The sequence below is a fragment of the Streptomyces asoensis genome (genome assembly GCF_016860545.1).
GTDB classification, from domain to species: Bacteria; Actinomycetota; Actinomycetes; order Streptomycetales; family Streptomycetaceae; genus Streptomyces; species Streptomyces asoensis.
On the sequence record NZ_BNEB01000005.1, the window covers coordinates 2,941,845 to 2,967,993 of the forward strand.

The 26,149-nt window shown below is 72.9% G+C and carries 23 protein-coding genes and 1 pseudogene; 10 read left to right on the forward strand and 14 right to left on the reverse strand.

The window, feature by feature from the left end:
* The first annotated feature begins 17 nt into the window (after nt 1-17).
* Complete coding sequence (locus Saso_RS35490; protein WP_189919993.1) at nt 18-1,580, forward strand: alpha/beta hydrolase; 1,563 nt, start codon at nt 18-20, stop codon at nt 1,578-1,580.
* An 86-nt stretch (nt 1,581-1,666) separates the two neighbouring features.
* On the opposite strand, the gene moeZ is transcribed toward Saso_RS35490, so the two are convergent.
* From moeZ to Saso_RS35530, 8 genes and pseudogenes are all read right to left on the reverse strand, one after another.
* Nucleotides 1,667-2,845, reverse strand: coding sequence for an adenylyltransferase/sulfurtransferase MoeZ (moeZ, locus tag Saso_RS35495; RefSeq protein WP_189919995.1), 1,179 nt, complete (start codon nt 2,843-2,845; stop codon nt 1,667-1,669).
* 63 nt (nt 2,846-2,908) lie between these two features.
* On the reverse strand, nt 2,909-3,667 hold the full coding sequence (locus Saso_RS35500; protein ID WP_189919997.1) for a spherulation-specific family 4 protein: 759 nt from the start codon (nt 3,665-3,667) through the stop codon (nt 2,909-2,911).
* Nucleotides 3,655-4,617 (reverse strand): NAD-dependent epimerase/dehydratase family protein, encoded by a 963-nt coding sequence (locus Saso_RS35505; protein ID WP_189919999.1) that lies wholly within the window; start codon nt 4,615-4,617, stop codon nt 3,655-3,657. Before Saso_RS35505 ends, Saso_RS35500 begins: the two co-directional genes overlap by 13 nt.
* A 306-nt stretch (nt 4,618-4,923) precedes the next feature.
* The gene (locus tag Saso_RS35510; RefSeq protein WP_307822336.1) at nt 4,924-6,135 is read right to left on the reverse strand and encodes a hypothetical protein; all 1,212 of its coding nucleotides are present in this window, start codon (nt 6,133-6,135) and stop codon (nt 4,924-4,926) included.
* A gap of 233 nt (nt 6,136-6,368) precedes the next feature.
* Entirely contained in the window at nt 6,369-8,207 is a 1,839-nt protein-coding gene (locus Saso_RS35515; RefSeq protein ID WP_189920001.1) for a DUF3492 domain-containing protein, read from the reverse strand.
* Between the two features lie 235 nt (nt 8,208-8,442).
* Nucleotides 8,443-8,923 (reverse strand): annotated as a pseudogene (locus Saso_RS35520) (ATP-binding cassette domain-containing protein); the annotation flags it as partial.
* A 57-nt stretch (nt 8,924-8,980) separates the two neighbouring features.
* A complete protein-coding gene (locus Saso_RS35525) occupies nt 8,981-10,216 on the reverse strand; it encodes a DUF3152 domain-containing protein (RefSeq protein ID WP_372442533.1) in 1,236 nt (411 codons plus the stop codon).
* Between the two features lie 169 nt (nt 10,217-10,385).
* Nucleotides 10,386-11,363: an alpha/beta fold hydrolase gene (locus Saso_RS35530; RefSeq protein WP_189920005.1), complete on the reverse strand. Its 978-nt coding sequence runs from the start codon at nt 11,361-11,363 to the stop codon at nt 10,386-10,388.
* A 253-nt stretch (nt 11,364-11,616) separates the two neighbouring features.
* On the opposite strand from Saso_RS35530, the gene Saso_RS35535 reads away from it, so the two are divergent.
* The 4 genes from Saso_RS35535 (at nt 11,617) to Saso_RS35550 (ending at nt 13,549) form a co-directional block, all read left to right on the forward strand.
* Nucleotides 11,617-11,835 (forward strand): hypothetical protein, encoded by a 219-nt coding sequence (locus Saso_RS35535; protein WP_189920007.1) that lies wholly within the window; start codon nt 11,617-11,619, stop codon nt 11,833-11,835.
* Between the two features lie 179 nt (nt 11,836-12,014).
* Nucleotides 12,015-12,656, forward strand: a complete 642-nt coding sequence (locus Saso_RS35540) for a TetR/AcrR family transcriptional regulator (RefSeq protein WP_020130830.1) — start codon at nt 12,015-12,017, stop codon at nt 12,654-12,656.
* Nucleotides 12,657-12,802: 146 nt separating this feature from the next.
* Entirely contained in the window at nt 12,803-13,030 is a 228-nt protein-coding gene (locus Saso_RS35545) for a DUF3107 domain-containing protein (protein ID WP_189920010.1), read from the forward strand.
* 249 nt (nt 13,031-13,279) lie between these two features.
* Nucleotides 13,280-13,549 carry a hypothetical protein gene (locus tag Saso_RS35550; RefSeq protein ID WP_189920011.1) on the forward strand — a complete coding sequence of 90 codons (270 nt, stop codon included), beginning with the start codon at nt 13,280-13,282 and terminating at the stop codon, nt 13,547-13,549.
* Nucleotides 13,550-13,604: 55 nt separating this feature from the next.
* Here the strand turns inward: Saso_RS35550 and Saso_RS35555 are convergent, their stop codons facing one another.
* Complete coding sequence (locus Saso_RS35555) at nt 13,605-14,342, reverse strand: ferritin-like fold-containing protein (protein WP_189920013.1); 738 nt, start codon at nt 14,340-14,342, stop codon at nt 13,605-13,607.
* A gap of 495 nt (nt 14,343-14,837) precedes the next feature.
* On the opposite strand from Saso_RS35555, the gene Saso_RS35560 reads away from it, so the two are divergent.
* Complete coding sequence (locus tag Saso_RS35560) at nt 14,838-17,666, forward strand: DEAD/DEAH box helicase (RefSeq protein ID WP_189920525.1); 2,829 nt, start codon at nt 14,838-14,840, stop codon at nt 17,664-17,666.
* A 126-nt stretch (nt 17,667-17,792) separates the two neighbouring features.
* Nucleotides 17,793-18,686 (forward strand): alpha/beta fold hydrolase, encoded by an 894-nt coding sequence (locus Saso_RS35565; protein WP_189920015.1) that lies wholly within the window; start codon nt 17,793-17,795, stop codon nt 18,684-18,686.
* A gap of 31 nt (nt 18,687-18,717) precedes the next feature.
* Here Saso_RS35565 and Saso_RS35570 read toward each other — a convergent pair whose 3' ends face one another.
* Nucleotides 18,718-19,614: an NYN domain-containing protein gene (locus Saso_RS35570; RefSeq protein WP_189920526.1), complete on the reverse strand. Its 897-nt coding sequence runs from the start codon at nt 19,612-19,614 to the stop codon at nt 18,718-18,720.
* A 196-nt stretch (nt 19,615-19,810) separates the two neighbouring features.
* Here Saso_RS35570 and Saso_RS35575 point away from each other — a divergent pair, with 196 nt between their 5' ends.
* Nucleotides 19,811-19,963: a hypothetical protein gene (locus tag Saso_RS35575; RefSeq protein WP_189920017.1), complete on the forward strand. Its 153-nt coding sequence runs from the start codon at nt 19,811-19,813 to the stop codon at nt 19,961-19,963.
* A gap of 82 nt (nt 19,964-20,045) precedes the next feature.
* Here the strand turns inward: Saso_RS35575 and Saso_RS35580 are convergent, their stop codons facing one another.
* The 3 genes from Saso_RS35580 to Saso_RS35590 all read right to left on the reverse strand — a co-directional run bounded on the left by Saso_RS35580 (nt 20,046) and on the right by Saso_RS35590 (nt 22,402).
* On the reverse strand, nt 20,046-20,651 hold the full coding sequence (locus Saso_RS35580; RefSeq protein WP_189920019.1) for a MarC family protein: 606 nt from the start codon (nt 20,649-20,651) through the stop codon (nt 20,046-20,048).
* Between the two features lie 52 nt (nt 20,652-20,703).
* A complete protein-coding gene (locus tag Saso_RS35585) occupies nt 20,704-21,561 on the reverse strand; it encodes a PHP domain-containing protein (protein ID WP_189920021.1) in 858 nt (285 codons plus the stop codon).
* A gap of 199 nt (nt 21,562-21,760) precedes the next feature.
* Nucleotides 21,761-22,402 carry a DUF6758 family protein gene (locus tag Saso_RS35590; RefSeq protein ID WP_189920023.1) on the reverse strand — a complete coding sequence of 214 codons (642 nt, stop codon included), beginning with the start codon at nt 22,400-22,402 and terminating at the stop codon, nt 21,761-21,763.
* Nucleotides 22,403-22,561: 159 nt separating this feature from the next.
* On the opposite strand from Saso_RS35590, the gene Saso_RS35595 reads away from it, so the two are divergent.
* On the forward strand, nt 22,562-23,785 hold the full coding sequence (locus Saso_RS35595; RefSeq protein WP_189920025.1) for an MFS transporter: 1,224 nt from the start codon (nt 22,562-22,564) through the stop codon (nt 23,783-23,785).
* Between the two features lie 93 nt (nt 23,786-23,878).
* Here the strand turns inward: Saso_RS35595 and Saso_RS35600 are convergent, their stop codons facing one another.
* A complete protein-coding gene (locus Saso_RS35600) occupies nt 23,879-24,463 on the reverse strand; it encodes a suppressor of fused domain protein (RefSeq protein ID WP_189920027.1) in 585 nt (194 codons plus the stop codon).
* A 523-nt stretch (nt 24,464-24,986) separates the two neighbouring features.
* Between Saso_RS35600 and Saso_RS35605 the strand changes: the two genes are divergently transcribed.
* Nucleotides 24,987-26,117, forward strand: coding sequence for a magnesium and cobalt transport protein CorA (locus Saso_RS35605; RefSeq protein ID WP_189920028.1), 1,131 nt, complete (start codon nt 24,987-24,989; stop codon nt 26,115-26,117).
* Nucleotides 26,118-26,149: the final 32 nt, after the last annotated feature.

A 26,149-nucleotide genomic window follows, 5' to 3' on the forward strand; every position in this document is an offset into this window, starting at 1 on the left:
CGAGGGGGGAAACGTACATGGCGCGATCCGTACGGTGGACGGCGCTGACCGCCGCCGCGCTGCTGATGGCGGGCTGTAGCGGCGGCTCGTCGGACGGGGGCGGGGACGACAAGGGCGCCACGGCCGGCGCACCCCCTTCGGCCGCCTCCTCCGCCGCGACCGGCACGGCGGTCGCACCGCCCGCCTCCCTGACCGGACAGAAGCTGGACTGGGGCCGCTGCAAGGCCACCGAGGACTCGGCGGCGCCCGGCAGCGACTGGCAGTGCGCGACGCTGAAGGTACCGCTGGACTGGTCCGAGCCCGACGGCAACACCATCGGTCTCGCCCTGGTGCGCACCAAGTCCCGTGCCCAGGGCGGCGACCGGGCCGGCTCACTGCTGTTCAACTTCGGCGGCCCCGGCGGCTCCGGCGTCTCCACGCTCCCTTCCTACGGCTCCACCTTCTCCTCGCTGCGCGAGCGCTACGACCTGGTGAGCTGGGACCCGCGCGGGGTGGGCGCGAGCGAGGGCGTCCGCTGCCGCGGGGACAAGGCCATCCAGGCCGCCGAGTCCCTCGACTCCACGCCGGACACCCCGGCCGAGGAGCAGGCGTACTTCAAGGACGCCACCGCCTTCGGCAAGGGCTGCGCCAAGGCCGCCGGCAAGCTGCTGGCGCATGTGTCCACGACCGACACCGCGCGCGACATGGACCTGATGCGCCAGGTCCTCGGGGACACGAAGATGCACTACTTCGGCATCTCGTACGGCACCGAACTGGGCGGTGTGTACGCCCACCTGTTCCCGAAGAACGTGGGCCGGCTGATCCTGGACGCGGTCGTCGACCCGAGCGCCGACTCGGTGGGCCACGCGCGCAACCAGGCCCGCGGATTCCAGCGGGCACTCGACGACTACCTCGAGTCCACGGGCCAGGACCCGGCGAAGGGCAGCAGGAAGATCGCGGCGCTGCTCGACCGCATCGACAGCGACCCGCTGCCCACGTCCGACGGGCGCAAGCTGACGCAGACGCTCGCGGTCACCGGCATCGTCCTGCCCCTGTACAGCGAGCAGGGCTGGCCGGGCCTGACCAGCGCCCTGAAGGCGGCCGAGGCCGGTGACGGCTCCGAGCTGCTGACGTTCGCCGACGGGTACAACGAGCGCGACACCTCGGGGCACTACGGCACGACGGCCCACTCGCAACGGGTCATATCGTGCCTGGACGACAAGCAGCGGCCGACCGCCGAGGAGACCAGGAAGCTGCTGCCGGAGTTCGAGAAGATCTCGCCCGTGTTCGGGGACTTCCTCGGCTGGGACACGGCCGGCTGGTGCCACGACTGGCCGGTGGCCGGGCAGTTCGACACCCCGGAAGTGAGCGCGGCGGGCGCGGCGCCGATCCTGTTGGTGGGCAACACCGGGGACCCGGCGACGCCGTACGAGGGCGCGCGCAAGATGGCGGACGAGCTCGGCAAGGGTGTCGGTGTGCTGCTCACCTGGAAGGGCGAGGGGCACGGGGCCTACGGCAGCGGGAGCGACTGCGTCGACTCGACGGTGGACTCGTACCTGTTGAAGGGGACGGTGCCGAAGGACGGCAAGGTCTGCTCATGACGACGGCGGGGGCTTCGCGCACTCGTGGTACGCGAAGCCCCCGCCGGTCGGACCGGGAACCCAGGTGGGCGTGGCGGGCAGCCGGGTCAGTAGACCGGCTTGCTCGGCTCGATCTGGTTGACCCAGCCGATCACGCCGCCGCCGACGTGCACGGCGTCCGCGAAGCCCGCGGACTTCAGCACGGCGAGGACTTCCGCACTGCGGACGCCCGTCTTGCAGTGCAGGACGATCTTCTTGTCCTGCGGGAGGTTCTGGAGGGCGGTGCCGAGGAGGAACTCGTTCTTCGGGATCAGCCGGGCGCCCGGGATCGAGACGATCTCGTACTCGTTCTGCTCGCGGACGTCGATGATCTCGATGTTCTCGCCGTCGTCGATCCACTCCTTGAGCTGCTTGGGAGTGATCGTCGAACCGGCCGCGGCCGCCTGGGCCTCCTCGGAGACGACGCCGCAGAAGGCCTCGTAGTCGATGAGCTCGGTGACGGTCGGGTTCTCGCCGCAGACCGCGCAGTCGGGGTCCTTGCGGACCTTGACCTGGCGGTACTGCATCTCCAGGGCGTCGTAGATCATCAGACGGCCGACCAGCGGCTCGCCGATGCCCGCGAGGAGCTTGATCGCCTCGTTGACCTGGATGGAGCCGATGGACGCGCACAGCACGCCCAGCACGCCGCCCTCGGCGCAGGAGGGGACCATGCCCGGCGGCGGGGGCTCCGGGTAGAGGCAGCGGTAGCAGGGGCCGTGCTCGGACCAGAAGACGGACGCCTGGCCGTCGAAGCGGTAGATCGAGCCCCACACGTACGGCTTGTTCAGCAGCACGCACGCGTCGTTGACCAGGTAGCGGGTCGCGAAGTTGTCCGTGCCGTCGACGATCAGGTCGTACTGGGCGAAGATGTCCATCACGTTGTCGGCCTCGAGCCGCTCTTCGTGCAGGACCAGGTTGACGTACGGGTTGATGCCGAGGACGGAGTCACGGGCGGACTCGGCCTTGGAGCGGCCGATGTCGGCCTGGCTGTGGATGATCTGCCGCTGGAGGTTGGACTCGTCGACCTCGTCGAACTCCACGATGCCGAGCGTGCCCACCCCCGCCGCAGCCAGGTACATCAGCGCCGGCGAACCCAGGCCGCCGGCGCCCACACAGAGGACCTTGGCGTTCTTCAGCCGCTTCTGCCCGTCCATCCCGACATCGGGGATGATCAGGTGGCGGGAGTACCTGCGAACCTCGTCTACGGTGAGCTCAGAGGCTGGCTCGACCAGGGGTGGCAGCGACACGGGGACTCCGTTGGTCGGTCGATCACTACAGTTGTTCTCCCTGTAACACTGCCATGGGCTTCTTCATTCCGAGACACCCGTTCCGATCCGCGAGACGAGTTCGTCCCAGTAGCCGGGCAGGCCCTCCCACGCGTCCCCCGCACCCCCGCGGGCGGTGCCGTCGGTGAACCAGATCGTCGCCGCGCCCTGCCAGCGGGCGACGCGCAGCGCCTCGTCGAGATGACCGCGCGGCACGCCGTGCACGAAGTGGCAGAAGCGCTCGGGCGGGTGCTCGGCGGTCCACTCGGCCACCTGCGACCAGCGGTAGTCGCTCCACGGGCCCGAGAAGGTGACCAGCTGGTCGGCGTGTTCGGCGTAGCCGGGGTAGGGGTGCGTGCCGTGACCGAGGACGACGTGCGGCGCCTCGCACAGAGTGCGCAGGGCGGCGAGCGTGCGCCGCACTTCGAGGAGGTCGCCGCGTCCGGCGGGGCACCGGTCCAGCAGGAAGCCGTCCACCTGGTACCAGTCGAGGTGCCGTCGCGCGTCGGAGATCACCTCGGCGAAGGGGCGGGCGCCGTGGCGCAGGTCGAGGTGGCCGAGGACCCGCACACCGGTGTTGCGCAGCCGGCCCGCGGCTTCCAGGCAGCGCGGATCGGGGCGTACGCCGGGGCCGTCGGCCACATCGAGGACGACCCAGTGCAGGGCTCTGCCGGGACGGGCGAGTTCGGCCCATTCGGACGGCGCGAGCAGCGGGTGCGCGATGCCCGGGGCGCCGAAGCCGGTGCGCAGGTCGGTGGCGCCGGGGCTCGCCGTGCCTGCCGGGGTTCCGGTCAGATACGACATGCCGCCTCCATCCAGATGTCGGCGAGGGACTCCTCGAGGTTGATGCGGGGGCGCCAGCCGAGCCGGTCGCGGGCGGTGCGGACGTCGGCCTGCTGCCAGCTGCCGCAGCCGTCCGGATACGGGTACGCGACGGGGCCGGCGTGGTCAGGTTCGGGGCGCGGGTGGCCGATGGCCGACCTGAGGTGGGCACCGGGCGGACCGTCGAGTTCGTGGAGGGCGCCGCCGTACCCGGCGACCCGCGCGAGGACCGCGGCGGCGTCCCGCAGCCGGACGGCGCGGCCGGAACCGATGTTGATGACGCCCTGGGCGGCGGAGAGGGAGGCCGCGTGCACGGCCCGGGCGACGTCCCGGACGTCGACGAAGTCGCGCTGCACGCCGAGGCCGCCGAGCTTGAGTTCGCCGTCGCCGGACTGCATGGCCCGGCGCATGGCCTCGGCGAGCCGGCCCAGCGGTGAGCCGGCGGGCGTGCCGGGACCGGCGGGCGAGAAGACCCGCAGGACGACGGCGTCGAGGCCCGAGCCGAGGACGAGTTCGGTGGCGGCGAGCTTGCTGACCCCGTACGGGCCACCGGGGCGGGGCACGGCGTCCTCGGCCGTGGAGGAGCCGGGCTGGCTCGGACCGTACTCGGCGCCGCAGCCGATCTGCACCAGCCGGGCGCCGCAGCCGCTGCGCCGCAGTGCCTCGCAGACGGTGGCGACGGCGACGGTGTTGTGCCGGGTGAGTTCGCGGGCGCCGCCCCGGGTGGTGCCCGCGCAGTTGACGACGACCTGGGGGTGGACCGCGTCGAGGAAGCGGGTGAGGGCGCCCGGGCTGCCGGACGCGAGGTCGAAGCGGACGTCGGCGTCGTCGCCGCGGCCGAGCGCGGTGAGCTGGACGGCCGGGTCGGCGAGCAGACGGTCGGCGACGAAGCGGCCGAGGTAGCCGTTGGCTCCGATCAGGAGAACCCTCATCGTGCGGCCCTCCGGGTGTGCGCCGGGGCCGCGGTCGGGGCCGGGTGGGCTCCGCCGGCCCGGTGTCCGGCGGCCCGGTGCCCGCCGGTCGCGCCGGTCGTTCCTGTGGCCGCGGGGGCTCCTGCGACCGCGGGTGCCCCGGCGGCTGAGGTCCCTCCGGATCGGGAGGTGGTCATCTGGTCTCTCCTTGAAGGGTGTTGCGGTGGGTTGCGGCTGGATGGAGGAACGCGTGGGTCGGGCGGTGGGCGCACCGGGTGCGCGGCACGGGCTGCCCGTGGCGCCGGCGGGAGGCCCCGCCGGCCCGGGTCAGCCCGGCGGATCGGTTCGCGCGTGGGCGGAGGCCCTGGTCAGGGTGCGGGTGGCGTGGAACAGCAGGGCCAGGGCGGCGGCTCCGCAGACGAGGGAAGGGACCCCGCCCGGACCGCGGGCGGTCACGAGGGTCTCCACGGGCAGGGCGAGGAAGCCGCACCCGGGCAGCCGGCCGGCGAAGACGGTGGCCGGGGCGAGGACCTCGGCCGTGCCGGCGGCCGCGAGGACGACCGCCGGGACCTGGGTGAAGCCGTGCACGGTGAGGAGGCGGGCGAGGAAGAGGAGCGCGCCCAGGGTGAGGACGTTGCCGTAGCCGACCGGCTCGCCGAGGGCCGCGGCGCACAGGGGCGCCAGGGCGGCCGTCGCGCACAGGAACAGGGCGAGGACGCCGAGCAGCAACGGCCGTGCCGAGGAGGCGAACTCGTCGAGTCCCCGGCTGGTGTCGATGCGGCGCCTGGCGCGCACGGCGAACAGGTGGGCGCTCCAGGCGGCGGGCGCGCAGGCCAGCGCGAGGGTCAGCAGGGGGGCGGCGGCGACGGGCCAGGGGCCGTCCGTCGTCCCGTCGGGCAGACCGTCGGGGCCTCCGGCGACGGCGGCGCGCAGGAGACTGTCGCCGAGGGCCGCGTAGCCGAGGAGCCAGCAGGTCCAGGCGCCGGTCCGGTGCGGGCCGCGGTGGACGCCGACGCGCGGGGCCAGCGGACCGCGCCGCATCACCGTACGCAGGGCGAGGCTGATGGCCAGGAGACCGCAGGCGGCGACGAGAAGGCGCGTCCGCCCCTCGGTCAGGCGGACGCCGGTCAGTGCCGCCGCGCACAGGACGCCCGGCGCGAGGGTGAGCAGCGCCCGGTCCAGTCGCGGTCCCGGGAGCGCGACGGGGGTGGTGAGCGGGGGCGTCTCGACGTCGCGGGACACGCGGGCGTACATCTCCTCCGCGAGGGAGAACACGTCCCGGTGCCGGAAACGGGCGGCGGTGCGGTCGGTGACCCCGTGGGCCTCCAGGCCCGCCGCGATCTCCAGCGGGTCGACGGCCCGCTCGCACAGCTCACGGTGCCGGTGCATGAGGGCCTTCACCGGATCGACCGCCCCGCCGCGGCGCGGCGCGGCCGCCCTGCGCCCGTCCCCGTCGGCCTCGCCCGACGCCTCCCCGGACTTCCGGGACCACTCGGATCCCTGGGACCACTCGGATCCCTCGGACCCCTCGATCACCATCGGCTCGTCCGGTCCCGCTGCCTCGCCCGATCCCACCGTTCCCGCTGACCCCACCGACACCGCTGACCCCACCGACAAGGCCGGGCCCGCTGGTCTCCCCACTCCCGTCGCCGGTCCCACTGCCGACGCCGGTCCCGATCCCGCCGCCGGCCCCGCTGCCGCCCCCGGTCCCGCTGTCGCGGACGTCGCCGCTGCCGTCGCGGGTCCCGGTCGGTCCAGTTCGTCGAGGCCGCTCATCGCGCGCCCTCCGTCGCGACGACGGGCGTGGCACCCCGTACCGGGGGCGGCCCCGGCGTCCGGCCCGGGGTGATCCGGGCGGCGACGCGGGCGTCCGCGGCGGGCCAGGGGCCGGGCAGGCACGCCTCGGCGGGAACGGCGAACGGACGGGGGCCGCGGGCGTCGTCCCGGACGGACCGGCGCAGCGGCGCCCGGGAGACGAGCTCCAGGTAGATACCGTGGAACGCGGCGACGTTCTGCTCCACCGTGAAGAGCTCGAGGGCGCGGGCGCGGGCGGCCGCGCCCAGGCGTGCACGGCGCTCGGGGTCGCGCAGCAACGCCACGCACGCCTCCGCGAGCGCCCGCGGGTTGCGCGGCGGGACGACCAGTCCCGTGCCGCCGATCACCTCGACGACGGCGCCGACGTCGGTCGAGACGGTCGCCCGGCCGCAGAACATCGCCTCGACCAGACCGACCGGGAACCCCTCGACGACACTGGACAGGACGACGACCGCCCCGGCCGCGTACGCCTCGGCGAGCGTCGGCGCCTCCGGACCGCCGATCTCCTCGAAGGACACCGGGTTGTGCCCGACGGCATGCGGTCCCTCCGCCTCGTCGGGGAAGAGCTGGGCGGCCAGCGCCTTGCAGTGGCCGAGGTAGGCGCGGCCCTCGGCCCCGGCCGCGGTCCCGACGATCCGCAGGCGGGCCCGGGGTTCCCGCCCGCGCAGTGCGCCGAAGGCGTGCAGCAGGGAGACCAGGTCCTTGGCGGGCTCCACGCGGCCCACCCAGACCAGGGTGTGCGGGTCGGCGGTGTCCGCGGAGTCACCCACCTCGGCGAACCGGGACGCCTCCATGCCCGGGTAGACGGTGCGCAGGGTGGCGCGGTCGGCACCGCAGCGCTCCTGCCAGCGGCGCGCGTGCGCGTTGCCGGGGGTGACGCAGGCCGCCTGCCGGTACACCTCCGCGGCGAGCCGGTTGTGGAAGGCGGCCGCCAGGGCGCGCACGGCGGGAGCCTGCGCCGCGGCGGACGCGGCGCCGGACGCGATGTCGGACGCGGGCGCGGGTTCACCGGACGGCCCGCCCGCGGAGCGCGCCTGCGCGTCACCGGTTCCCGAGCCGAGGTAGTGCGTCCGCAGCCGTACGCCGTACTCGGTCAGCAGGAACGGCACGTCGTGGAAGTGCCGGGCGAGCAGCCCGGGCAACGCGGCGGCGCCGCCGGAGGTGGCATGACACACGTCGACCGCGCCGAGGCACTCGCTCCCGTCGCCCGTCACGTCGTCGTACCAGTCGAGTGAGAGGGGGCGCAGGGCGCGTTCGAGGTGTGCGGCGACGGCGAGGAGGTCGGACACGCGCGCCTCGCGCGCCGTGCGCAGCGCGCCGGGCGCGCGGCACGCACGCTCCAGGGCGCGCACGGCGCTCTCCGAGCGGAGCGCTCCCACCAGCCCGCCCTCGTCCCGGGCGAGTTCGGCGAGGCCGTACAGCGCGTTGGCGAAACGGTCCGCCTGAGCGGCGGGAGGGGCCTCGGAGGCGTTCGGGGACCCCGGCGGTTCCTCCTCGTGCACCACGGCTTGGCACAGCACGGACGCCAACTCGTCGTAGGACTCCGTGAAACGCCGGCGCGCGCGCCTGCCGTACGTGACGCCGTCGTCCTCGGCCTTCCACAGCGGTGCCGTACGGACCCGGACGACCTGCGGCGGAAGGTCGACCCAGCCCGTGTCCGCCTGGTGCGGGCCGCGGCTGAGCGCGTAGACGTCGAACTCGTGCTGCCCGAGCCCGCGTACGAGCCGGTCGCACCAGAGTCCGGCGTCTCCGTTCAGATACGGATAGCCACCCTCCGTCAGCATTCCGATGCGCACGCCCGCTCCCGATCTCCCGTTTGGGGAGCCGCCGTTGACCCGGCGGCTCGCAGCGGGACGAACGTATGCGGACGAGGCGGTGGTGCGACGGACGGTTGTCCGTCGCACCACCAAAAGGGGTGAACGGTCGTAACTTTCCCGTACGGGTGGCGTTCCGTCGCGCTAAGAGATCATCCGACAGCGAAACGTCACGCCACCCGAGTCGTGCGGGACTCAGGCGTGGGCCGGCTCCCGGCACGTCGAGCGCCGAGACGGGCTCGTCGCGGACGATGACGCGCGGGTCGGCGGCTAGCGCCCGGGCGATGCCGACGCGTCGGCGCCGACCGCCGCTGAACTCGTGCGGGTAGCGGTCGTAGTGCGCCGCCCCGAGCCCCACGCGCTCCAGGAGTTTCCTCACGCGCCCCCTGACGCGCGCCTCGTCCCTCCCGCACGCCCCGCGCGCGGAGCGGGTCCGCGACGGTCTCGCCCTCGCTGCGGCCCGGGTCGAGCGAGGAGACGGGGTCCTGGAAGACCATCTGCACGGTGGGATCGACCCCCGACGGCACCCGGCCCTCGTAACGGATCTCGCCGGCCGTCGGCTCCAGCAGCCCGACCGGCATCCGGCCGAGCGTGGCCCTGTCGCTGCCGCTCTCCCCGACGACGCCGAGGGTCTCGCCATGGCGAACGGTCAGGGACACGCCGTCCACGGCCGCGAAGGACCGCTTGCCCCGTCCGAACCCTCACCGCACGGGCATGTCAACGTGACCCCTGGGGCGCCTGACCAGCCCCGGGGCTCAACTGTTGGGGTACGGCCAGGCGTTGGGCAGACAGTGGATCCCGTCGTGGTCGAGGAACTTCGTCTGCTGCTGCATGACCGGCGCCAGCTCGCCGTCCTTGTCGCACGTGACATGGCCGAAGCCCAGCCGGTGGCCCACCTCGTGGTTGATCAGCATCTGCCGGTAGGCGTACATCTGGTTGCCGAAGGTCACCGACCCCTGCGCCCACCGGTAGGCGTTGATCATGACCCGCTCGGTCGACGCCGAGTCGCAGGAGACGTTGTCCTGCGTGGTGTCCAGGCCGGACTTGGCGCACCACACGGCGGTGGTGGCGGGACTGGCGAGCGTGATGACGAAGTCGGCCTTGCCCGACTGGATCCGCTCGAAGGTCCGGGCACCGCCGTGGGCCCAGCTGCGCCCGTCGTTGAGGGTCTTCTGCACGGCCTGCGCGAAAAGTTCGCCGTCGAGCCCTAGACCCTGTTCCACGTCCACGCGGTAGGTGTACTTGCGCCCCTTGCCGGGCGCCTTGGCGATGCCCGCGACGGCGTCGAACTTCCCCGATCCCTTGAACTTGGGGCTGAGCGGGTACTTCGCCTGCATCCGCTGCGCGTACGTCAGCGTGACCGCGCCGCCGCCGGCGCCCGCGGACACGGACGGGCTCGGCCGGTCGCCCCCGCGCGCGGCTCCGTCGTCGACGGCCTCACGTGTCTGCCCGGAGGCGGTCGACCGCGAACGGCCGGAGTCGTCGTCCCGGCCGGTGGCCACCTGTCCCGCCACCACGACCGCCAGCACCGTGGTGACGGCGGCGGCCGCGATGCCCCCGAACGCCCGTCCCTTGACACCGGGAGCGGCCGTGGACCCGCCGGAGGGCGGCCCGTCCTCGTCCCCGCCGGTGCCGGCCGGGGCGGTCGCGGGGGTGACATCCTCCCGGTCGGCCGTCCGCGGGAAGCGGGAGTCCCGCACGCGCGTGGCCGCGTACGGCGTCCTCGCGCGCGTGAAGACGTCCTCGTCCTCCTCGCCGAAGGCGTCGAGGTACTCCTGGCGGGGGCCCTGACGGGGGCCGGGCCGGGGACCCTGGCGCGGGCCGTCCTGGGGCATGGTTCGCTGACGCGGTATCACGGGCTGCCCGGTACCCGCTGATCGTCCTCTCAAGTCCCCCCAGCCGCCTCCGCCTTCGCGCTGCTCGGGGTGTCCGCCCCGCACCTGGGGGAAACCGTGGGCCGGAGTCCCCTCGGAGAAGGGGAAGCGGGGCACTCCGTGCGAGGGCGTCCCGTCGTACTCGTCGTGCTCCCGGGGCGGTGCGGGCGGGCGGCCTCCGCGTGGGTCCCCCGGGGCGGGCGGCTCCGCGGCGGATCCCCGCGGCCCTCCCTTGGCGGCACCCTTGGGCGCGGGCCCCCGCCGGCTGTGGCGTCCCACGTCGGCCTCAGCCCCCCGCGGTCTCGGTCGGGGCGGCGGAGTCCGCGAGGAGCTCCCGGAAGGCCGTCGCCACGGTCTCGGGGTACTCCATCATCGCCACGTGCCCGGCGTCGGGCAGCGTGAGCAGACGGGAGTCACGGAAGGTCCGGGCGGCGCGCTGCGCCATGCGGAAGCCGACGAGCTGGTCACGGCCGCCGTAGACGAGGAGGGTGGGGGCGAGGACGCGCTCGGCCTGCCGCCAGAGCCCGTGCTGACCGCCGAGCGTGTAGGCGCTGAGCAGCCCGCGCGTGGAGCGGGTGAGCGCGTCCCAGAAGTACGGGAGCTGGAGGCGCCGCTCCAGCTCGTCCACGGCGTGCCGGAACGCGTCCGGGGCGACCCTGCCGGGGTCGCCGTAACAGAGCGCGGTGACGCCGCGGACGCGCTGCTCGGCCGTCCACTCCCGGGTGAGCCGGGTGAAGAGCGCGGCCACCCCCGGCAGCCCGACCAGCCCCGTCGGCAGCGCGGTCCGCTGCACCCGCAGTTCGGGCAGCGCGGGCGAGACGAGCGTCAGGGTCCGCACGAGGTCGGGCCGGACCGCGGCGACGCGCGTGGACACCGCGCCGCCGAGGGAGTTGCCGAGGAGGTGCACGGGCCCGCGGTCGACGGCGTCGAGGTAGCGGATCACGGCACGCGCGTGTGCGGTGATGGAGTAGTTGCCGTCGTCCGGTGGCGGGGAGTCGCCGAAACCGGGCAGGTCGACGGCCTCGCTCGCCACCACCCCGTCGAGCAGGGCCATCAGCGCGGACCAGTTCTGCGAGGAACCGCCCAGGCCGTGGACGTACAGCGCGGGCTCGAGCCCCTCGCGCGCGGGCGGCCTGGAACGGACCGAGAGCGTGACCCCCGGCAGTCCGACGGACCGGAGCCTCTCCCCCTCGGCGACCCGGACGGCGATCGCCTTCGGCAGCACGCTGGTGGGCGGCACGGAGGGCAGCTCGGTCGAAGACATGCGGGCAATGTTACGAGACGATCACGCGCAACTTTGTGTGTTCGGCGTCACAGGCATGTGTGGTGTGCGGGCCGGAGGGGTACCGCGTCGGGCGCCGTCCGGGCACCGCCCCGGTGCCATATCGCCCCGAATCGGGGGCACTGCGCCCAGCGATCGCATAGCGTCCCAAACAGGTGTCTCCTAGGCTCGTACCGAGGGCACCCGCTTGTGGCCCCTGCACCTCGCAGGGACGTTCGTAGGAAGGGAGCCCACCATGGCCGTTGACCCCACCGACCCGGAGACGTTCGAAGAGGACGACGACTTCGGGGAGATCGACGTCGAGGCGCCGGAGAACGACGCCGCCGAGCAGTACGCGGACGTCACGCCGCAGCGGGACACGCCTCTCGAGGACGTGGATCCCGCCCGGGCCGACGAGGCCGATCTCGTCGAACAGGCCCGCGTCGTCGCGCTCGACGAGGACGACTACCGCTGACCTGCCCGAGCTGGAGCGGCGCAGAGTATGCCCGTAACATCCCGATCCGAAACCGTTTCCACCGCTTTTGTCGTCGTCCAGTCCGTGAAATTCTGCGCTCGCACCGCGCACACCACGGTTACCGAAAAGTACGATGGCGGCGCGGCGCTCACCGCAAGAGGACCACTTTGGGAGGCGGCGTGACAGCCATCGAGCAGACAGAGGCGGCGCGCCCGCGAGGCACCCGCCTGCCGCGCCGTGCCCGTCGGAACCAGCTGCTGGGCGCCGCCCAGGAAGTCTTCGTGGCGCAGGGCTACCACTCGGCCGCCATGGACGACATCGCCGAGCGGGCCGGTGTCAGCAAGCCGGTGCTGTACCAGCACTTCCCCGGCAAGCTCGACCTCTACCTGGCACTGCTGGACCAGCACTGCGAGTCGCTCATCCAGGCGGTGCGCGGTGCGCTCGCCTCGACGACCGACAACAAGCAGCGCGTGCGCGCCACGATGGACGCGTACTTCGCGTACGTCGAGGACGACGGCGGCGCCTTCCGCCTGGTCTTCGAGTCGGACCTGACCAACGAGCCCGCGGTGCGCGAGCGCGTCGACAAGGTCACCACCGAGTGCGCCGAGGCGATCTGCGAGGTCATCGCGGAGGACACCGGCCTCTCCCGCGCGGAGTCGATGCTGCTGGCCTCCGGCCTCGGCGGCCTCGCCCAGGTCGTGGCACGGTCCTGGCTGCACAGCGACCGCAGCGTGCCGCGCGACCAGGCGGTGCAGCTGCTGGCCTCGCTGGCCTGGCGCGGCATCGCCGGTTTCCCGCTGCACGGCACCGATCAGCACTGACCGCGGGGGCGGTCGGCCGTTTGTTCCCGCCCGCTGTTCGCTCCTGGCGTGGACGGCCGCGCCGTGTACGTCCCCTCACCGGGCTAATGTGTGCAGCATACGGCGCGGACGCCCGCGCACCTCGTGACCGTCGGAGGGACATAGCCGTGGAGGTCAAGATCGGCGTGCTGCACGCGCCTCGTGAGATCGTTCTGGAGAGCGGTCAGACTCCCGAGGAGGTCGAGCGCGTGGTGGCCGAGGCACTGGCCGGGAAGTCGCAGCTGCTCAGCCTCGTGGACCAGCACGGCCGCAAGGTCCTGGTGCCGGCCGACCGTCTGGCCTACGTCGAGCTGGGCGAGGCCGCCCCGCGCAAGGTGGGCTTCGGCGCACTGTAGGCGGAAAGCAGCACGGAGGAGGGGCCCGGTGACCGGTCGGTCACCGGGCCCCTCCTCCGTGTTCTGGCGCCGCCCCGGACGCCGTCACGGCCGGTGTCCGGGGCGGCGCGACGGCGGCCGATTTCGCTGTGGGCGTCTTCTCCACGGATGGAGCACAAGCCGGCCACAGGGGAGGATTGCATTCCGCAGGTCACGGGTATGACGGGCTACGACCCTGGTGCACAGCCCCACCGTCCGGGAGGGACCCACATGATCTTGGAAGCGCTCGGCTCCGCTGTGCTGGGTCTCGTCCTCGCGTGGGCGGCGGTCCACCGCTTCTCCCACCGCCTGCCGGTCCGCACCCTCGTCTTCGCCACGGGCGTCGCCGGAGCGCTGTTCGGCGACTTCGTCACCCACAGCGCGCTGGGCCCCGGCAACGCCCTGGCGAGCCTGCTGGGCGCGGCGATCGTCTCCGCGGCCTCGGTCTCCCTGCTGCTGCGCCCGGCCGGGCGGCTCAGGCGACGATCGGCCCCGGCGTAGGACGCCGCGCGCGCCCTGACGCCGCCCCCCCCCGGCAGAGCCGAGCGGCCGAAGGCTAGGCGGCCAGGCCCAGCGCCGACATGCGCTTGGTGTGCGCCTCGGTGATCCGCGAGAACATCCGGCCGACCTCGGCGAGGTCGAAGCCGTCCGCGACACCGCCCACGAGCATCGTCGACAGCGCGTCGCGGTCCGCGACCACCCGCTGGGACTGCGACAGCGCCTCGCCCATCAGCCGCCGTGCCCACAGCGCGAGGCGGCCGCCCACCCGGGGCTCAGCGTCGATCGCGGCGCGCACCCGGTCCACGGCGAAGCCCGCGTGACCGGTGTCGTCCAGCACGGCCAGGACCAGGGCGCGGCTGTCCGTGTCCAGGCGCACCGCGACCTCACGGTAGAAGTCGCTGGCGATCGAGTCGCCGACGTACGCCTTGACCAGGCCCTCCAGCCAGTCCGACGGGGCCGTCTGCCGGTGGAAGCCGTCGAGCGCGGCGACGAACGGCTCCATCGCGAGCGTCGGCTCCTCACCGATCTCCGTGAGGCGGTCGCGCAGCCGCTCGAAGTGGTGGAACTCGGCCGACGCCATCTTCGCCAGCTCCGCCTTGTCCTCCAGCGTGGGCGCCAGCTTGGCGTCCTCCGCGAGCCGCTCGAACGCCGCCAGCTCGCCGTACGCCAGCGCGCCCAGCAGATCCACGACCGCGGCCCGGTACTGCGGATCGGCCGAGGCCGTCGCCCAGTCCTGGGCGGCGATGCCGGTAACGGTGTTCTCAGGCTTGTCAGAGGTCGTCATGAAGCGCACAATAGCCCGCTCGCCGCACGGTGGAAGTCCCTGCTCAATCAGTGTGACGACGAAGACGTGCGAGACCACTCCAGGCACTGTGACAACCACAACGTGACCGTATCGGCCATCGCATGTGCACGGATCCGAGGTATGGTGGTAATGCGCCTGCCGAATATTCGACGGGCCGCACGTATGAGGATGCCCGGTCGGTGGCCCGATCGGCTCCGACCCGACAGCCCTCCTCGTCCGTAAGGCACTGTGCGTACGGAACCCGGAGGGGACCCCCTCAGCGGTACGAGCGCTAGAGCGTCGGCAGAGGTCCCGTGTCCTGCCGGCCGCCCGTGAGGCGGCCGACGTCCCCGGCACGGTCCGGACACGACCCCCGCGCTCGCCTCGCACCGCGCACACAGAAGAGGCAGCACCCTGACTACGTTCCGAGAGCTCGGCATCCTTTCCGAGACCGCCGAGGCCCTTGAGGCCGTCGGCATCACCAGCCCGTTCCCCATCCAGGAGCTGACGCTCCCCGTCGCCCTCACGGGCACGGACGTCATCGGCCAGGCCAAGACGGGCACCGGCAAGACGCTCGGCTTCGGCCTCCCGCTCCTGGAGCGCGTGACCGTCCCCGCCGACGTCGAGGCCGGCCGCGCGCGTCCCGAGGACCTCACCGACGCGCCGCAGGCGCTCATCGTCGTCCCGACGCGTGAGCTGTGCACGCAGGTCACCAACGACCTGCTGACCGCGGGCAAGGTACGCAACGTGCGCGTCCTCGCCATCTACGGCGGCCGCGCCTACGAGCCCCAGGTCGAGGCCCTGAAGAAGGGCGTCGACGTCGTCGTCGGCACCCCGGGCCGGCTGCTGGACCTCGCGGGCCAGAAGAAGCTCGACCTCAAGCACATCAAGTCGCTCGTCCTCGACGAGGCCGACGAGATGCTCGACCTGGGCTTCCTGCCCGACGTCGAGAAGATCATCAACATGCTTCCGGTGAAGCGCCAGACCATGCTGTTCTCGGCGACCATGCCGGGCGCGGTCATCGGCCTCGCACGCCGCTACATGTCGCAGCCGACGCACATCAACGCGACCTCGCCCGACGACGCGGGCAGGACCGTCGCCAACACCAAGCAGCACGTCTACCGCGCGCACAACATGGACAAGCCCGAGATGGTGGCGCGCATCCTCCAGGCCGAGGGCCGCGGCCTGGTCATGGTGTTCTGCCGTACCAAGCGCACGGCGGCCGACCTGGCCGACCAGCTCCAGCAGCGCGGCTTCGCCTCCGGCGCGGTCCACGGCGACCTCGGCCAGGGCGCCCGCGAGCAGGCGCTGCGCGCCTTCCGCAACGGCAAGGTCGACGTCCTCGTCTGCACCGACGTCGCCGCCCGCGGCATCGACGTCGAGGGCGTGACCCACGTCATCAACTACCAGTCCCCCGAGGACGAGAAGACGTACCTGCACCGCATCGGCCGTACCGGTCGCGCGGGCGCCAAGGGCATCGCGATCACGCTGGTCGACTGGGACGACATCCCGCGCTGGCAGCTCATCAACAAGGCGCTGGAGCTGGACTTCAGCGACCCGCCGGAGACGTACTCCACCTCTCCGCACTTCTACGAGGACCTCGGCATCCCCGCGGGCACCAAGGGCATCCTGCCGCGCTCGGAGCGTACGCGCGCCGGGCTCGACGCCGAGGAGCTCGAGGACCTCGGCGAGCCGGGCGGCCGGGGTGCGCGCGGTCGTGGTGACCGGGGCGGCCGTGACCGCGGCGGCCGCGGTGACCGGGGTGGCCGGGGCGAGTCCCGGTCCCGTTCCACCGACGAGCGGTCCGAGGAGCGTGAGCGTTCGGCGCGCACGCCCCGCCGCCGTCGCCGTACCCGCAACGGCTCGCCGCTCGACGCGACGCCCGCGCCCGCCGCGACCACCGCTGCGGCCCAGGCCCCGGTGACCGAGCCGGCGCCGGTGAGCGACGAGGCCGCCGGTCCGCGCACCCCGCGCCGCCGTCGCCGCACCCGCAACGGTGCCGCGCAGGACGCCGTCGCCGCGACGGCCGTGACGGCTTCCGCGCCCGCCGCCGAGGCTGTCGCCGAGGCCGCGGAGGCAGCCTCGGCGGCGGTCGAGGGCACCGTCCTGGACACCGCGGAGTCCGCACCGCAGGCCCCGGCCAGGACGCGCCGCCGCCGTACCCGCAAGACCGCCGAGACCGCCGCCGACGTCGTCGCGGACACGCAGTCCGTGGCGAGCGCTCCGGCCCCGGTGACGGAGGCGCCGGCCGCCGAGGCCGCCGCGCCCGTGGTGGCCGTCGACCCCGCCGAGGCCCCGGTGGCCGCACCGCGCCGCCGCACCCGCAAGGCGACGGCTGTGGCCGAGACCCCGGCCGGGACGGTCACGGCCGTCGACGCCCCGGAGGCCCTCGCGGCCGCCGAGACGGTGGTCAAGCCGCGCCGCACCCGCAAGACCGCGGCCACCGCCCCGGCCGAGACCGCAGTCGACACGGCGGAAGCCACCGAGGCCAAGCCCCGGGTGCGCCGCACCCGCAAGGCCACGGCCACGGCCGAGGCACCGGCCGCCACCGCCGACATCCCGGCCCAGGCGACCCCGGAAGCGGAAGCCACCAAGCCGCGCCGCACCCGCAAGACGGCCGCCGCGGCTCCGGCCGGGACCGCCGCCGAAGCCGCGGTCGACACGGCGGAAGCCACCGAGGCCAAGCCCCGGGTGCGCCGCACCCGCAAGGCCACGGCCGAGACCGTCGTCGACACGGCGGAGACGGTCGAGGCCAAGCCGCGCCGTACCCGCAAGACCGCCGCCCCGGCGACGGTCGAGGCTCCGGTCGCGGAGGCCGAGGCCAAGCCGCGCCGCACCCGCAAGACGGCGGCTGCGGCCGAGGCCGCGCTCGACACGGCCGAGGCCGTGGAGGCGAAGCCGCGCCGTACCCGCAAGACCGCCGCCACGGCCGCCCAGGCCACGGCGACGGCGGCGGAGCCGGCCGCGGAGGCCGCCGCCGAGACGGTGGTCAAGCCCCGCCGCACCCGCAAGACCGCGGCCACCGCCCCGGCCGAGACCGCAGCCGGGACCGCGGTCGACACGGCCGAGGCCACCGAGGCCAAGCCCCGGGTACGCCGCACCCGCAAGGCCACGGCCACGGCCGAGGCACCGGCCGCCACCGCCGACATCCCGGCCCAGGCGACCCCGGAAGCGGAAGCCACCAAGCCGCGCCGCACCCGCAAGACGGCCGCCACGGCTCCGGCCGGGACCGCCGCCGAAGCCGCGGTCGACACGGCGGAAGCCACCGAGGCCAAGCCCCGGGTGCGCCGCACCCGCAAGGCCACGGCCACGGCGGAGCCCGCGGACGGCTGATCCGAGCGCACGACCCGACGGCCCGGTCCCCCCTCGTCGAGGGGCCGGGCCGTCGGCGTTCCCGTCGGCGTCCCGGGACCGGTCCCGCCCACGGCGCACCGCATGCCCTCCCGGTAGCCTCGGGACGTGACCGAGTCGAGCTCCCCCTCCCCCTTCCCGCCGCCTCCCGGAGCGCGGGCGTACCACCTGCGGACCGGGCGCGGCCGGTTCGCCGTGGTCGACGCGCCCGTGCCCGACGGCGTCGAGCCCCGCGGTGTCGCGCTGCTGATGCCCGGCTTCACCGGGAGCAAGGAGGACTTCCACCGGTTGCACGGGCCGCTCGCGGCCCGCGGCTACCGGGTCGTCGCCGTGGACGGACGGGGGCAGAACGAGTCCGACGGGCCCGCCGACGACGAATCTCCTTACGCTCGCGAGGAGTTGGCGCGGGACGCGCTGGCCCAGGCGGCGGCACTGGACACCCCCCTGCACCTCGTCGGGCACTCCCTGGGCGGCCAGATCGCCCGGGCCGCCGTGCTCCTCGACCCCTCCCCCTTCGTCTCGTTCACGCTCATGGCCTCGGGTCCGGCCGAGATCTCGGAATCCCAGAAGCAGCGCGTGAAACTGCTGCACGACGCGCTCGCGGTGATGACGATGCCGCAGGTGTGGGAGGCGATCCTCGCGATGGGGCCACCGGAGGAGGTGGGCGGGCCGGCCAGCGGTTCCCTCGCACCCGAACTGCTGCGCCGACGCTGGCTGAACCACAAGCCCGCGCAACTCCTGGCGACGGGGCGCCAGTTGCTGGCCGAACCGAACCGGGTGGCCGAACTCGCCGCCGTGGCACTGCCGTTCCACGTCCTGTCGGGCGCGCTGGACGACACCTGGCCGGTCCCCCTGCTCGACGCCATGGCCGTGGAGCTGGGCGCGCGCCGGACGATCATCGCGGGCGCCGAGCACTCGCCGAACCAGGAGCAGCCCCTGGCGACCGCGCGGGCGCTCGCCGACTTCTTCGACCTGCACCCCGGGGACAGGAACCGTCCGTAGCCGGACCCGGCGTCCGCGGGGGGGGCGGGTTCTAGTACTGCGTCTGGACGTGTTCCCAGAAGCCGTCCCGCAGCGCACGCCTGAGGTCGGCCTGGCCGCGCAGGGAGTACTGGAGGATGCCCTCGGCCTCCACGAGGAGGTCCTGGTCGACGGAGCCCGGGAGGTAGGGGTGACCGGGCAGCAGCTCCGCCAGCGCCTGTCTGCCCCGCGCCGACAGCCACTTCGCCGCGACCTGCGCCCCGACGAAGCGGACGGCCTCCCGGGTGGGCCGGTTCACGCCGGCCTGCTCGTAGGCCGCGGCGGTGCGCCGTGAGACGTACGGCTTGAAGAAGTCCAGGTCGAGGGTGCGCTGGCTGTCGACCTCCCAGAGCAGCGGCTCGGCCTGGTTGCGGCCCTCCGGCGCCTCGATGCCCCACAGGTGCACGCGGGCGCCGTACCCCTGGGCGGCCTCCACCGCCGAGACCAGGTCCTCGTCACCGCCGAGCAGGGCCGCGTCGCTGATCGCCCGGTGCCGGGCCAGGGACTCCAGGTCCGTGCGGATCAGCGAATCGACGCCCTTCTGCTGGTTGTTGGCGTTCAGGTTGCCCAACCGGACCTTGACGTCGGGCAGTTCGGCGATGCACTGCTGCTCGGTGGTGTGGATGCGGCGCCGGGCGCCGTCGTACCAGTAGACGCGCAGCAGCCGGCTGTCGGCGAAGATCGAACGGGCGCGGTCGATGAGCGCCTCGATGAGGCCCTCGGCGTCGAGGTCGAAGGCCCGGCGGTCCTCGGTCCCGGCCACCAGACGGCCCGCCGCCGCGTACAGGTACCCCGCGTCCACGAAGATCGCGTGGGTGGAGGGCGTCTTGGCCACCTCGGCAAGCATGCGGGTGAGCAGCTCGTTCGTGCGGTCGATGCGGGCGGCGAGGGCCGGGAGGTCGTCGTTCATCGCGTCCATTGTTCCGGTGGTCACGCTGCGAACACAACCGGTCCCGTTCAGTCCCCGTCGAACTCTCTTACTCGTTAGTAATTAGTCGTTCGAAAAATTTCTTTAGCGTAGGGAATGTTTGTAACACGCACCCCGTTGACTCCCTACGTAACCAAGTAGTTCTCCTCAGGAGGATGACCAGACGAAGGGAGAAGCCATGCGCTTCGAAATCATGCGACTCGACGACGTCGACGGTACCCCCGTGGACAGCACCGTCGTGGACGCCGCCTCCGTCAACCGGATCGTTCAGCAGGCCGCCGCCATCGGGCAGCGACTGTGGATCCGTCCGGCCGGCACCACGGCCTCATAACGCGGATCCCTCTACAGTTTCGGAGCCCCCCTGCGGCGTCGCCGCAGGGGGGCTCCGCGCGTGCGCGCCGGGGCCGGGCCGGTCAGCCGGCCCGGATCACCTGGGTGACGCCGTTGATGATCTGCTGCACGGCGATCGCGGAGAGCATCATGCCCGCGAGCCTGGTCACGAGGACCACACCGCCGTCCTTGATGACCCGGATGATCAGCAGCGAGTACCGCATCACCAGCCAGAGCACGACATGGATGGCGAGGATGGCCGTCCAGAGCGAGACCTGCGTCGTCACCGTGTCGGCCTTCTGGACGGCGAGGATGACGGACACGATCGCGCCCGGCCCGGCCAGCAGGGGCATACCCAGCGGAACGAGGGCGACGTTGACATCCTTGGTCTGCTGGGGCTCGTCGTTCTTGCCGGTGAGCAGGTCGAGCGCGATCAGCAGGAGCAGCAGGCCGCCCGCGATCATCAGGGCGGGTACCGAGACGTGCAGGTAGTCGAGGATCTGGTGCCCCAGGAGTCCGAAGACGGTGATGACCCCGCCCGCCACGCAGACCGCCTGGAAGGCCATCCGCTTCTGCACCTTGGCGGGGCGGCCGGCGGTCAGCGCGAGGAAGATCGGGGTGATCCCGGGGGGATCCATGATGACGAACAGGGTGAGGAAGAGGGAGCCGAAGACGGCGAAGTCGAACATCAGTACTGAAGCCTTGCGGGAAAGGGGTGGACCGGTGGGCGCGGAGGGGAGCTCAGGCCCCGCCGGTCCCCGGCACCGGGAACGCCCCGGTCGCCCGCCGGGTGATCTCGCCGTACACCTCGGGATGGGTCGTGTACTCGCCGAGCACACAGGTCTTGCGGCTGCCGTGGTAGTCCGACGACCCGGTGACCAGCAGTCCCAGATCGGCGGCCAGGGCGCGCAGCCCGGCGCGCGTGTCCGCGTCGTGGTCCATGTGGTCGACCTCGATGCCGTCCAGGCCCGCGGCGGCCAGCTCGGCGATCTGCGACTCGGACACCGTGCGGCCGCGCTTGCTCGCGCCCGGGTGGGCGAAGACGGTGACGCCGCCCGCGCCCTTGACCAGCCGGATCGCCTCGAAGGGGTCGGTCTCGTGCTTGGCCACGTGGGCCCGGCCGCCGTCGGCGAGCCAGTCCCGGGTGAAGGCGTCGTTCACCGTCGGCACGACGCCGAGCTCGACCAGCGCGGTGGCGACGTGCGGCCGGCCGACGGAGCCCTCCCCCGCGATCCGCGCGACCTGCTCCCACGTGACGCCCACACCCAGTTCGTTGAGCCGGGCGACCATGGCCCGCGCCCGCGGGACCCGGTCGTCGCGCACCAGCTCGCGCTCGGCGAGCAGGGCGGGCTCCTCGGGGTCGAAGAGGTAGGCCAGCATGTGCATGCTGACGCCGTCGAGCCGGCAGGACAGTTCGGCGCCGGTGACGAGCGTGAGGCCCGGCGGCAGCGCGGCGACGGCCTCGGCGTGGCCGCGGGTGGTGTCGTGGTCGGTCAGCGCGACGACGTCCAGCCCGGCCGCGGCCGCGTTGCGCACCAGCTCGGCGGGCGTGTCCGTGCCGTCCGAAGCCGTGGAGTGGCAGTGCAGATCGATGCGCACGACGCGGACTCCAGGCGGGACGGAACGGAAGGGGACGCTCCAGCATAGCCGCAGTCCGGCCCCCTCCTGTCACACCCGAAACCCCGTAGCGCCCCCTACACCCCGGCCGCGAACGTCACGGCGGAGCCACCTCGGGACGGAGAGGGCATCGCGGCGGAGCCCGCGTCACGGCGGAGCGGGCATCGCGACGCGGCCGCCGTCAGGGCTTGAGGAGTCTCGGGGACAGCGCCCCGCACGGTACGAGTTCCACCTCGGCGCCGGCGTCCCGCAGATCCGTGAGCACGAGTTCGTCGTACATCAGGAGCCCGGACTGCTCGGGCCAGACCACCGCCCACAGCCACAGCCCGCGCGCCTCACCCGCGAAGACGGCCCGGTCGTCCGGCGTGGCCGAGACATGCCAGAGCGGGGTCGGGCGGCCGGCTGCCAGGACCTTCGCCTGCGGGGGTTTCTCGACACTCATGTACGGACCGGGGTCGGGTCCGTCGACGCCGGCGTAGCGCGCGCCGAGCCCGACACCCAGTTCCTCGGCGACGAGGATCAGCTCACCCATCCCGCCGAGCGGACCGGGACCGGTGCAGGCGACCGCGGTGGCGCGGCCTCCGCTGCGGTCGTCACCCGCGTACGTGACGCCCGTGAAGAGCCAGCCGACGGGCAGCGGCCACGGCATCCACACGGGCACCTGAGTGCGGTGCACGACGACGCTGAGCGCCTCGACGCTCGGCGGGATCACGGGCTGGAGCGGATACACCGTCCCGTGTGCGTCGCACTGCCAGGAATCGGCGAAGAGTCCGGGAGCCCTGACCCGGCCACCACACTTCGGGCAACTGGGTTCGCCCCTCATAGAGCCCCACGGTCCTACCCGAGCACGCCCACGTCAAGGACGATCACCCGTCCGGACGGAAGGGACCACCCGAAGAAGGTAGATGTAACTTGCATTCATTAGGCACCCTAACCTACTGTGTGTATATACCAACCATCTTGCTGAGGGGTGAGAGGAACCATGGACCCATTCGAAGCGGGAGCCGGAAGCATCCTGCGGCAGCCGAAGGCGGTGTGGGCGACGGCCGGCGCCTCCGTCGTCGCCTTCATGGGCATCGGCCTCGTCGACCCGATCCTGCCGTCCATCGCCCAGGGGCTGGACGCCACGGCCGGCCAGGTCTCCCTGCTCTTCACCTCGTACTTCCTGATCACCGCCTTCGCGATGCTGCTGACCGGCTTCGTCTCCAGCCGCATCGGCGGCCGCCGGACGCTGCTGCTGGGCCTCGCCCTCGTCGTCGTCTTCGCCGCACTGGCGGGCACCTCGGGCTCGGTCGGCGAACTGGTCGGCTTCCGGGCGGGCTGGGGCCTCGGCAACGCGCTGTTCGTGTCGACCGCGCTGGCCGTGATCGTCGGCGCGGCGGCCGGCGGCAGCGCGGCCGCGATCCTGCTGTACGAGTCCGCCCTCGGCCTCGGCATGGCCTGCGGACCGCTGCTGGGCGCGCTGCTCGGCAACGCCAGCTGGCGCTACCCCTTCTTCGGCACCGCGTTCCTGATGGCGGTCGGCTTCCTGTGCATCACGGCGTTCCTCAAGGAGCAGCCGAAGCCGGCCCGCAGGATCTCCGTCCTGGACCCGCTCAGGGCGCTCGGCCACGGAGGGCTCGCCTCCGCCGCCGCCTCGGCGTTCTTCTACAACTACACGTTCTTCACCGTGCTGGCCTTCACCCCGTTCGTGCTGAACATGACCCCGTACAGGTCGGGTGCGGTGTTCTTCGCCTGGGGTGTGCTGCTCGCGGTCTTCTCGGTCCTCGTGGCACCGTGGCTCCAGAAGAGGTTCGGCTCGCTGAAGGTGCTCGGCGGCTCGCTGGTGCTGCTGGCCGCCGACGTCCTCGCCCTCGGGTACGGCGACCACACCACGGCGGTGGTCTGCACGATCGCGTCGGGCGCGTTCATCGGCGTGAACAACACCGTCTACACGGAGCTGGCGCTCGGCGTCTCGGACGCCCCGCGCCCGGTGGCCAGCGCCGGATACAACTTCGTCCGGTGGTTCGCGGCCGCGGCGGCGCCCTACTTCGCGCCGAAGATCGAGGAGTGGACCGACATCCGCGTCCCGTTCGCCGTCGCGGCGGTCACCGCGGTCCTCGGCGCGGTCGTGGTCGTCGTCCGCCGCAAGGCGCTCACCCACGAGGCCGAGGAACTGGAGCCGAAGCACGCGACCGAGGACGGGGTCACGGTCTTCGCCGGCTGAGCCGAGCCGGCGGACCGCCGGCCGGCCGCCGGGGTGACCGGACGTCAAACGTCGGCCGGCCCTTCGGCGTTGGTGATATCGGTCACCCCGGCGTCAGTCGAGCGACACGGACCTGCGGGACGGATCCCGCAGGTCCGTCCCGTTCGTCAGCCAGCGCTCCTGGAGGGCCTGGGCGCCGTGCACCCGCTTCCAGGCGGCCTCGTTGGGGGTCATGGGCAGCAGGGGCAGGAAGCGGACCGGGTCGAGGGGCTCGTCGAGCGCGAGGTCCTCGACGAGACCGCCCGGCTCGGCGACCAGGACCGAGGTGAACGGGGCGCCGGGCCACAGGGGTTCACCCACGTCGAGCGAGCTGCCGGGGGCCACGATCACGCCCTCGACCTGCGGGGAAGCGGCGAGCACGGCGAGCGGGCGGAGCACCTGGTCGGTCGCGGCGGCGCCGGGCCTGACGGACAGCACCAGCTCGGCGCGCGGACCCTTGACCGGGTCGGCGAGCACGGCCGTCGGGTCGCTCATCGGCTGCGCGGACATGCCGAGCGTGGCGTAGCGGACGACGTCGCCGTCGCGGAAACGCAGTACCTCGAGACGGTCGGTGCCGAGGAAGGTGACCGCGGCACGGGCGTCCGGCTCGCCCAGCGCGCTGCGCAAACGAGCCTCGACCAGAGGAAGAACTTCTGCCATGCGGCGAGCATAGAACTCGTCTGCGCGGGGCAAAGCAGCGCCTTGACACTTCGCCCGACTGCTACTCTTGCCCGGTACTTCGGGGCAACACGCAGGTGATGGTCCCCCCGGCCCGCAGGGCACAAGGGGACGTCGCGATCTTGTCCCGGCGCAGACGAGACTCCCTTACGAGGGACCGGCTGGAGGAGGTGGGGCTGTCATGGATCGAAGTCACCCGTGCAGTACCACTCGCTCTTCCGGCCGCTGACGCAGCCGCTCCGGCATCCCGGCCTCCGGCCGCCCGCCGTCCTACGCGCTCATCTTCATGCGGAAGAGCACTTCGTTTCGTTCTTTACCTGATCTGCCCGATCACTCCGGTCTGCCAGATCTCTCCGGTCAGATTCAGCAGCGAAGCTCGCCACCGCGACGGAGCGGTGCTCCCCGCTTTGTGGACGTGCCGAACATCCTCAGTCAGGACGTCCCCATTCCGGGCAGTTCCATCCGTCGTGGCGGTCTTTCTTTGCTCGTCGCGAAGGAGCCTGCCATGTCGATGATCCGTGACCTCCGTGCCGTGGTCCGCCCTGCCCGCCCCTCCCTGCGCAAGGGGGGCGGGCGCACGGACACCGGCGCCTACGACACCACCCGCGACCCCGCCACGCCGTCGGCCGTCGTCGACTGCGCGGTCTACCGCGACGGCTCGCGCGTCGCGTACCCGCAGCCGCCGACCCCGCAGGAGGCCATGCGCCGGGTGCGGCGCGACGGAGGCTTCGTGTGGATCGGTCTGCACGAGCCGACCGAGGCCGAATTCGCGGGTATCGCGAGCGAGTTCGGGCTGCACCCGCTGGCCGTGGAGGACGCCGTGCAGGCGCACCAGCGGCCCAAGCTGGAGCGCTACGACGACTCCCTGTTCACCGTCTTCAAGACCATCCACTACATCGAGCACGACCGTCTCACGGCCAACAGCGAGGTCGTCGAGACCGGTGAGGTCATGTGCTTCACCGGCAAGGACTTCTTCATCACCGTCCGGCACGGCGGCCAGGGCTCGCTGCGCGCCCTGCGCCACCGTCTCCAGGACGACCCCGAGCTGCTCGCCAAGGGCCCGTCGGCGGTGCTGCACGCCATCGCCGACCACGTGGTCGACGGCTACGTCGCGGTCGCGGACGCCGTGCAGGACGACATCGACGAGGTCGAGACGGAGGTGTTCTCGCCGGGCCGCAAGGGCACCCCGCGCGGTACGGACGCCGGCCGGATCTACCAACTCAAGCGCGAGGTACTGGAGTTCAAGCGCGCGGTGTCGCCGCTGCTGCGGCCGATGCAGCTGCTGAGCGAGCGGCCGATGCGGCTGGTCGACCCCGACATCCAGAAGTACTTCCGCGATGTCGCCGACCACCTCGCCCGGGTGCAGGAGCAGGTCGTCGGCTTCGACGAGCTGCTCAACTCGATCCTCCAGGCCAACCTCGCGCAGGCGTCCGTCGCGCAGAACGAAGACATGCGGAAGATCACCTCCTGGGCCGCCATCATCGCCGTGCCGACGATGGTGTGCGGGGTGTACGGCATGAACTTCGACTACATGCCGGAACTGCACTCGCGGTACGGCTATCCGGTGGTCATGTCGGCCATGGTGGCGCTCTGTGTGGGCATCCACCGCACGCTGAAGCGCAACGGCTGGCTGTGAGCGCCCCGGTACCGCCTCGTTAGGGTGAGCCC

Excerpts from the sequence above, each read along its gene's own strand:
- Saso_RS35490 (WP_189919993.1), top strand. The coding sequence starts at position 18 with ATGGCGCGATCCGTACGGTGGACGGCGCTGACCGCCGCCGCGCTGCTG.
- Saso_RS35500 (WP_189919997.1), bottom strand. The coding sequence starts at position 3,667 with ATGTCGTATCTGACCGGAACCCCGGCAGGCACGGCGAGCCCCGGCGCC.
- Saso_RS35505 (WP_189919999.1), bottom strand. The coding sequence starts at position 4,617 with ATGAGGGTTCTCCTGATCGGAGCCAACGGCTACCTCGGCCGCTTCGTC.
- Saso_RS35510 (WP_307822336.1), bottom strand. The coding sequence starts at position 6,135 with ATGGTGATCGAGGGGTCCGAGGGATCCGAGTGGTCCCAGGGATCCGAG.
- Saso_RS35530 (WP_189920005.1), bottom strand. The coding sequence starts at position 11,363 with ATGTCTTCGACCGAGCTGCCCTCCGTGCCGCCCACCAGCGTGCTGCCG.
- Saso_RS35535 (WP_189920007.1), top strand. The coding sequence starts at position 11,617 with ATGGCCGTTGACCCCACCGACCCGGAGACGTTCGAAGAGGACGACGAC.
- Saso_RS35550 (WP_189920011.1), top strand. The coding sequence starts at position 13,280 with ATGATCTTGGAAGCGCTCGGCTCCGCTGTGCTGGGTCTCGTCCTCGCG.
- Saso_RS35570 (WP_189920526.1), bottom strand. The coding sequence starts at position 19,614 with ATGAACGACGACCTCCCGGCCCTCGCCGCCCGCATCGACCGCACGAAC.
- Saso_RS35575 (WP_189920017.1), top strand. The coding sequence starts at position 19,811 with ATGCGCTTCGAAATCATGCGACTCGACGACGTCGACGGTACCCCCGTG.
- Saso_RS35580 (WP_189920019.1), bottom strand. The coding sequence starts at position 20,651 with ATGTTCGACTTCGCCGTCTTCGGCTCCCTCTTCCTCACCCTGTTCGTC.
- Saso_RS35590 (WP_189920023.1), bottom strand. The coding sequence starts at position 22,402 with ATGAGGGGCGAACCCAGTTGCCCGAAGTGTGGTGGCCGGGTCAGGGCT.
- Saso_RS35595 (WP_189920025.1), top strand. The coding sequence starts at position 22,562 with ATGGACCCATTCGAAGCGGGAGCCGGAAGCATCCTGCGGCAGCCGAAG.
- Saso_RS35600 (WP_189920027.1), bottom strand. The coding sequence starts at position 24,463 with ATGGCAGAAGTTCTTCCTCTGGTCGAGGCTCGTTTGCGCAGCGCGCTG.
- Saso_RS35605 (WP_189920028.1), top strand. The coding sequence starts at position 24,987 with ATGTCGATGATCCGTGACCTCCGTGCCGTGGTCCGCCCTGCCCGCCCC.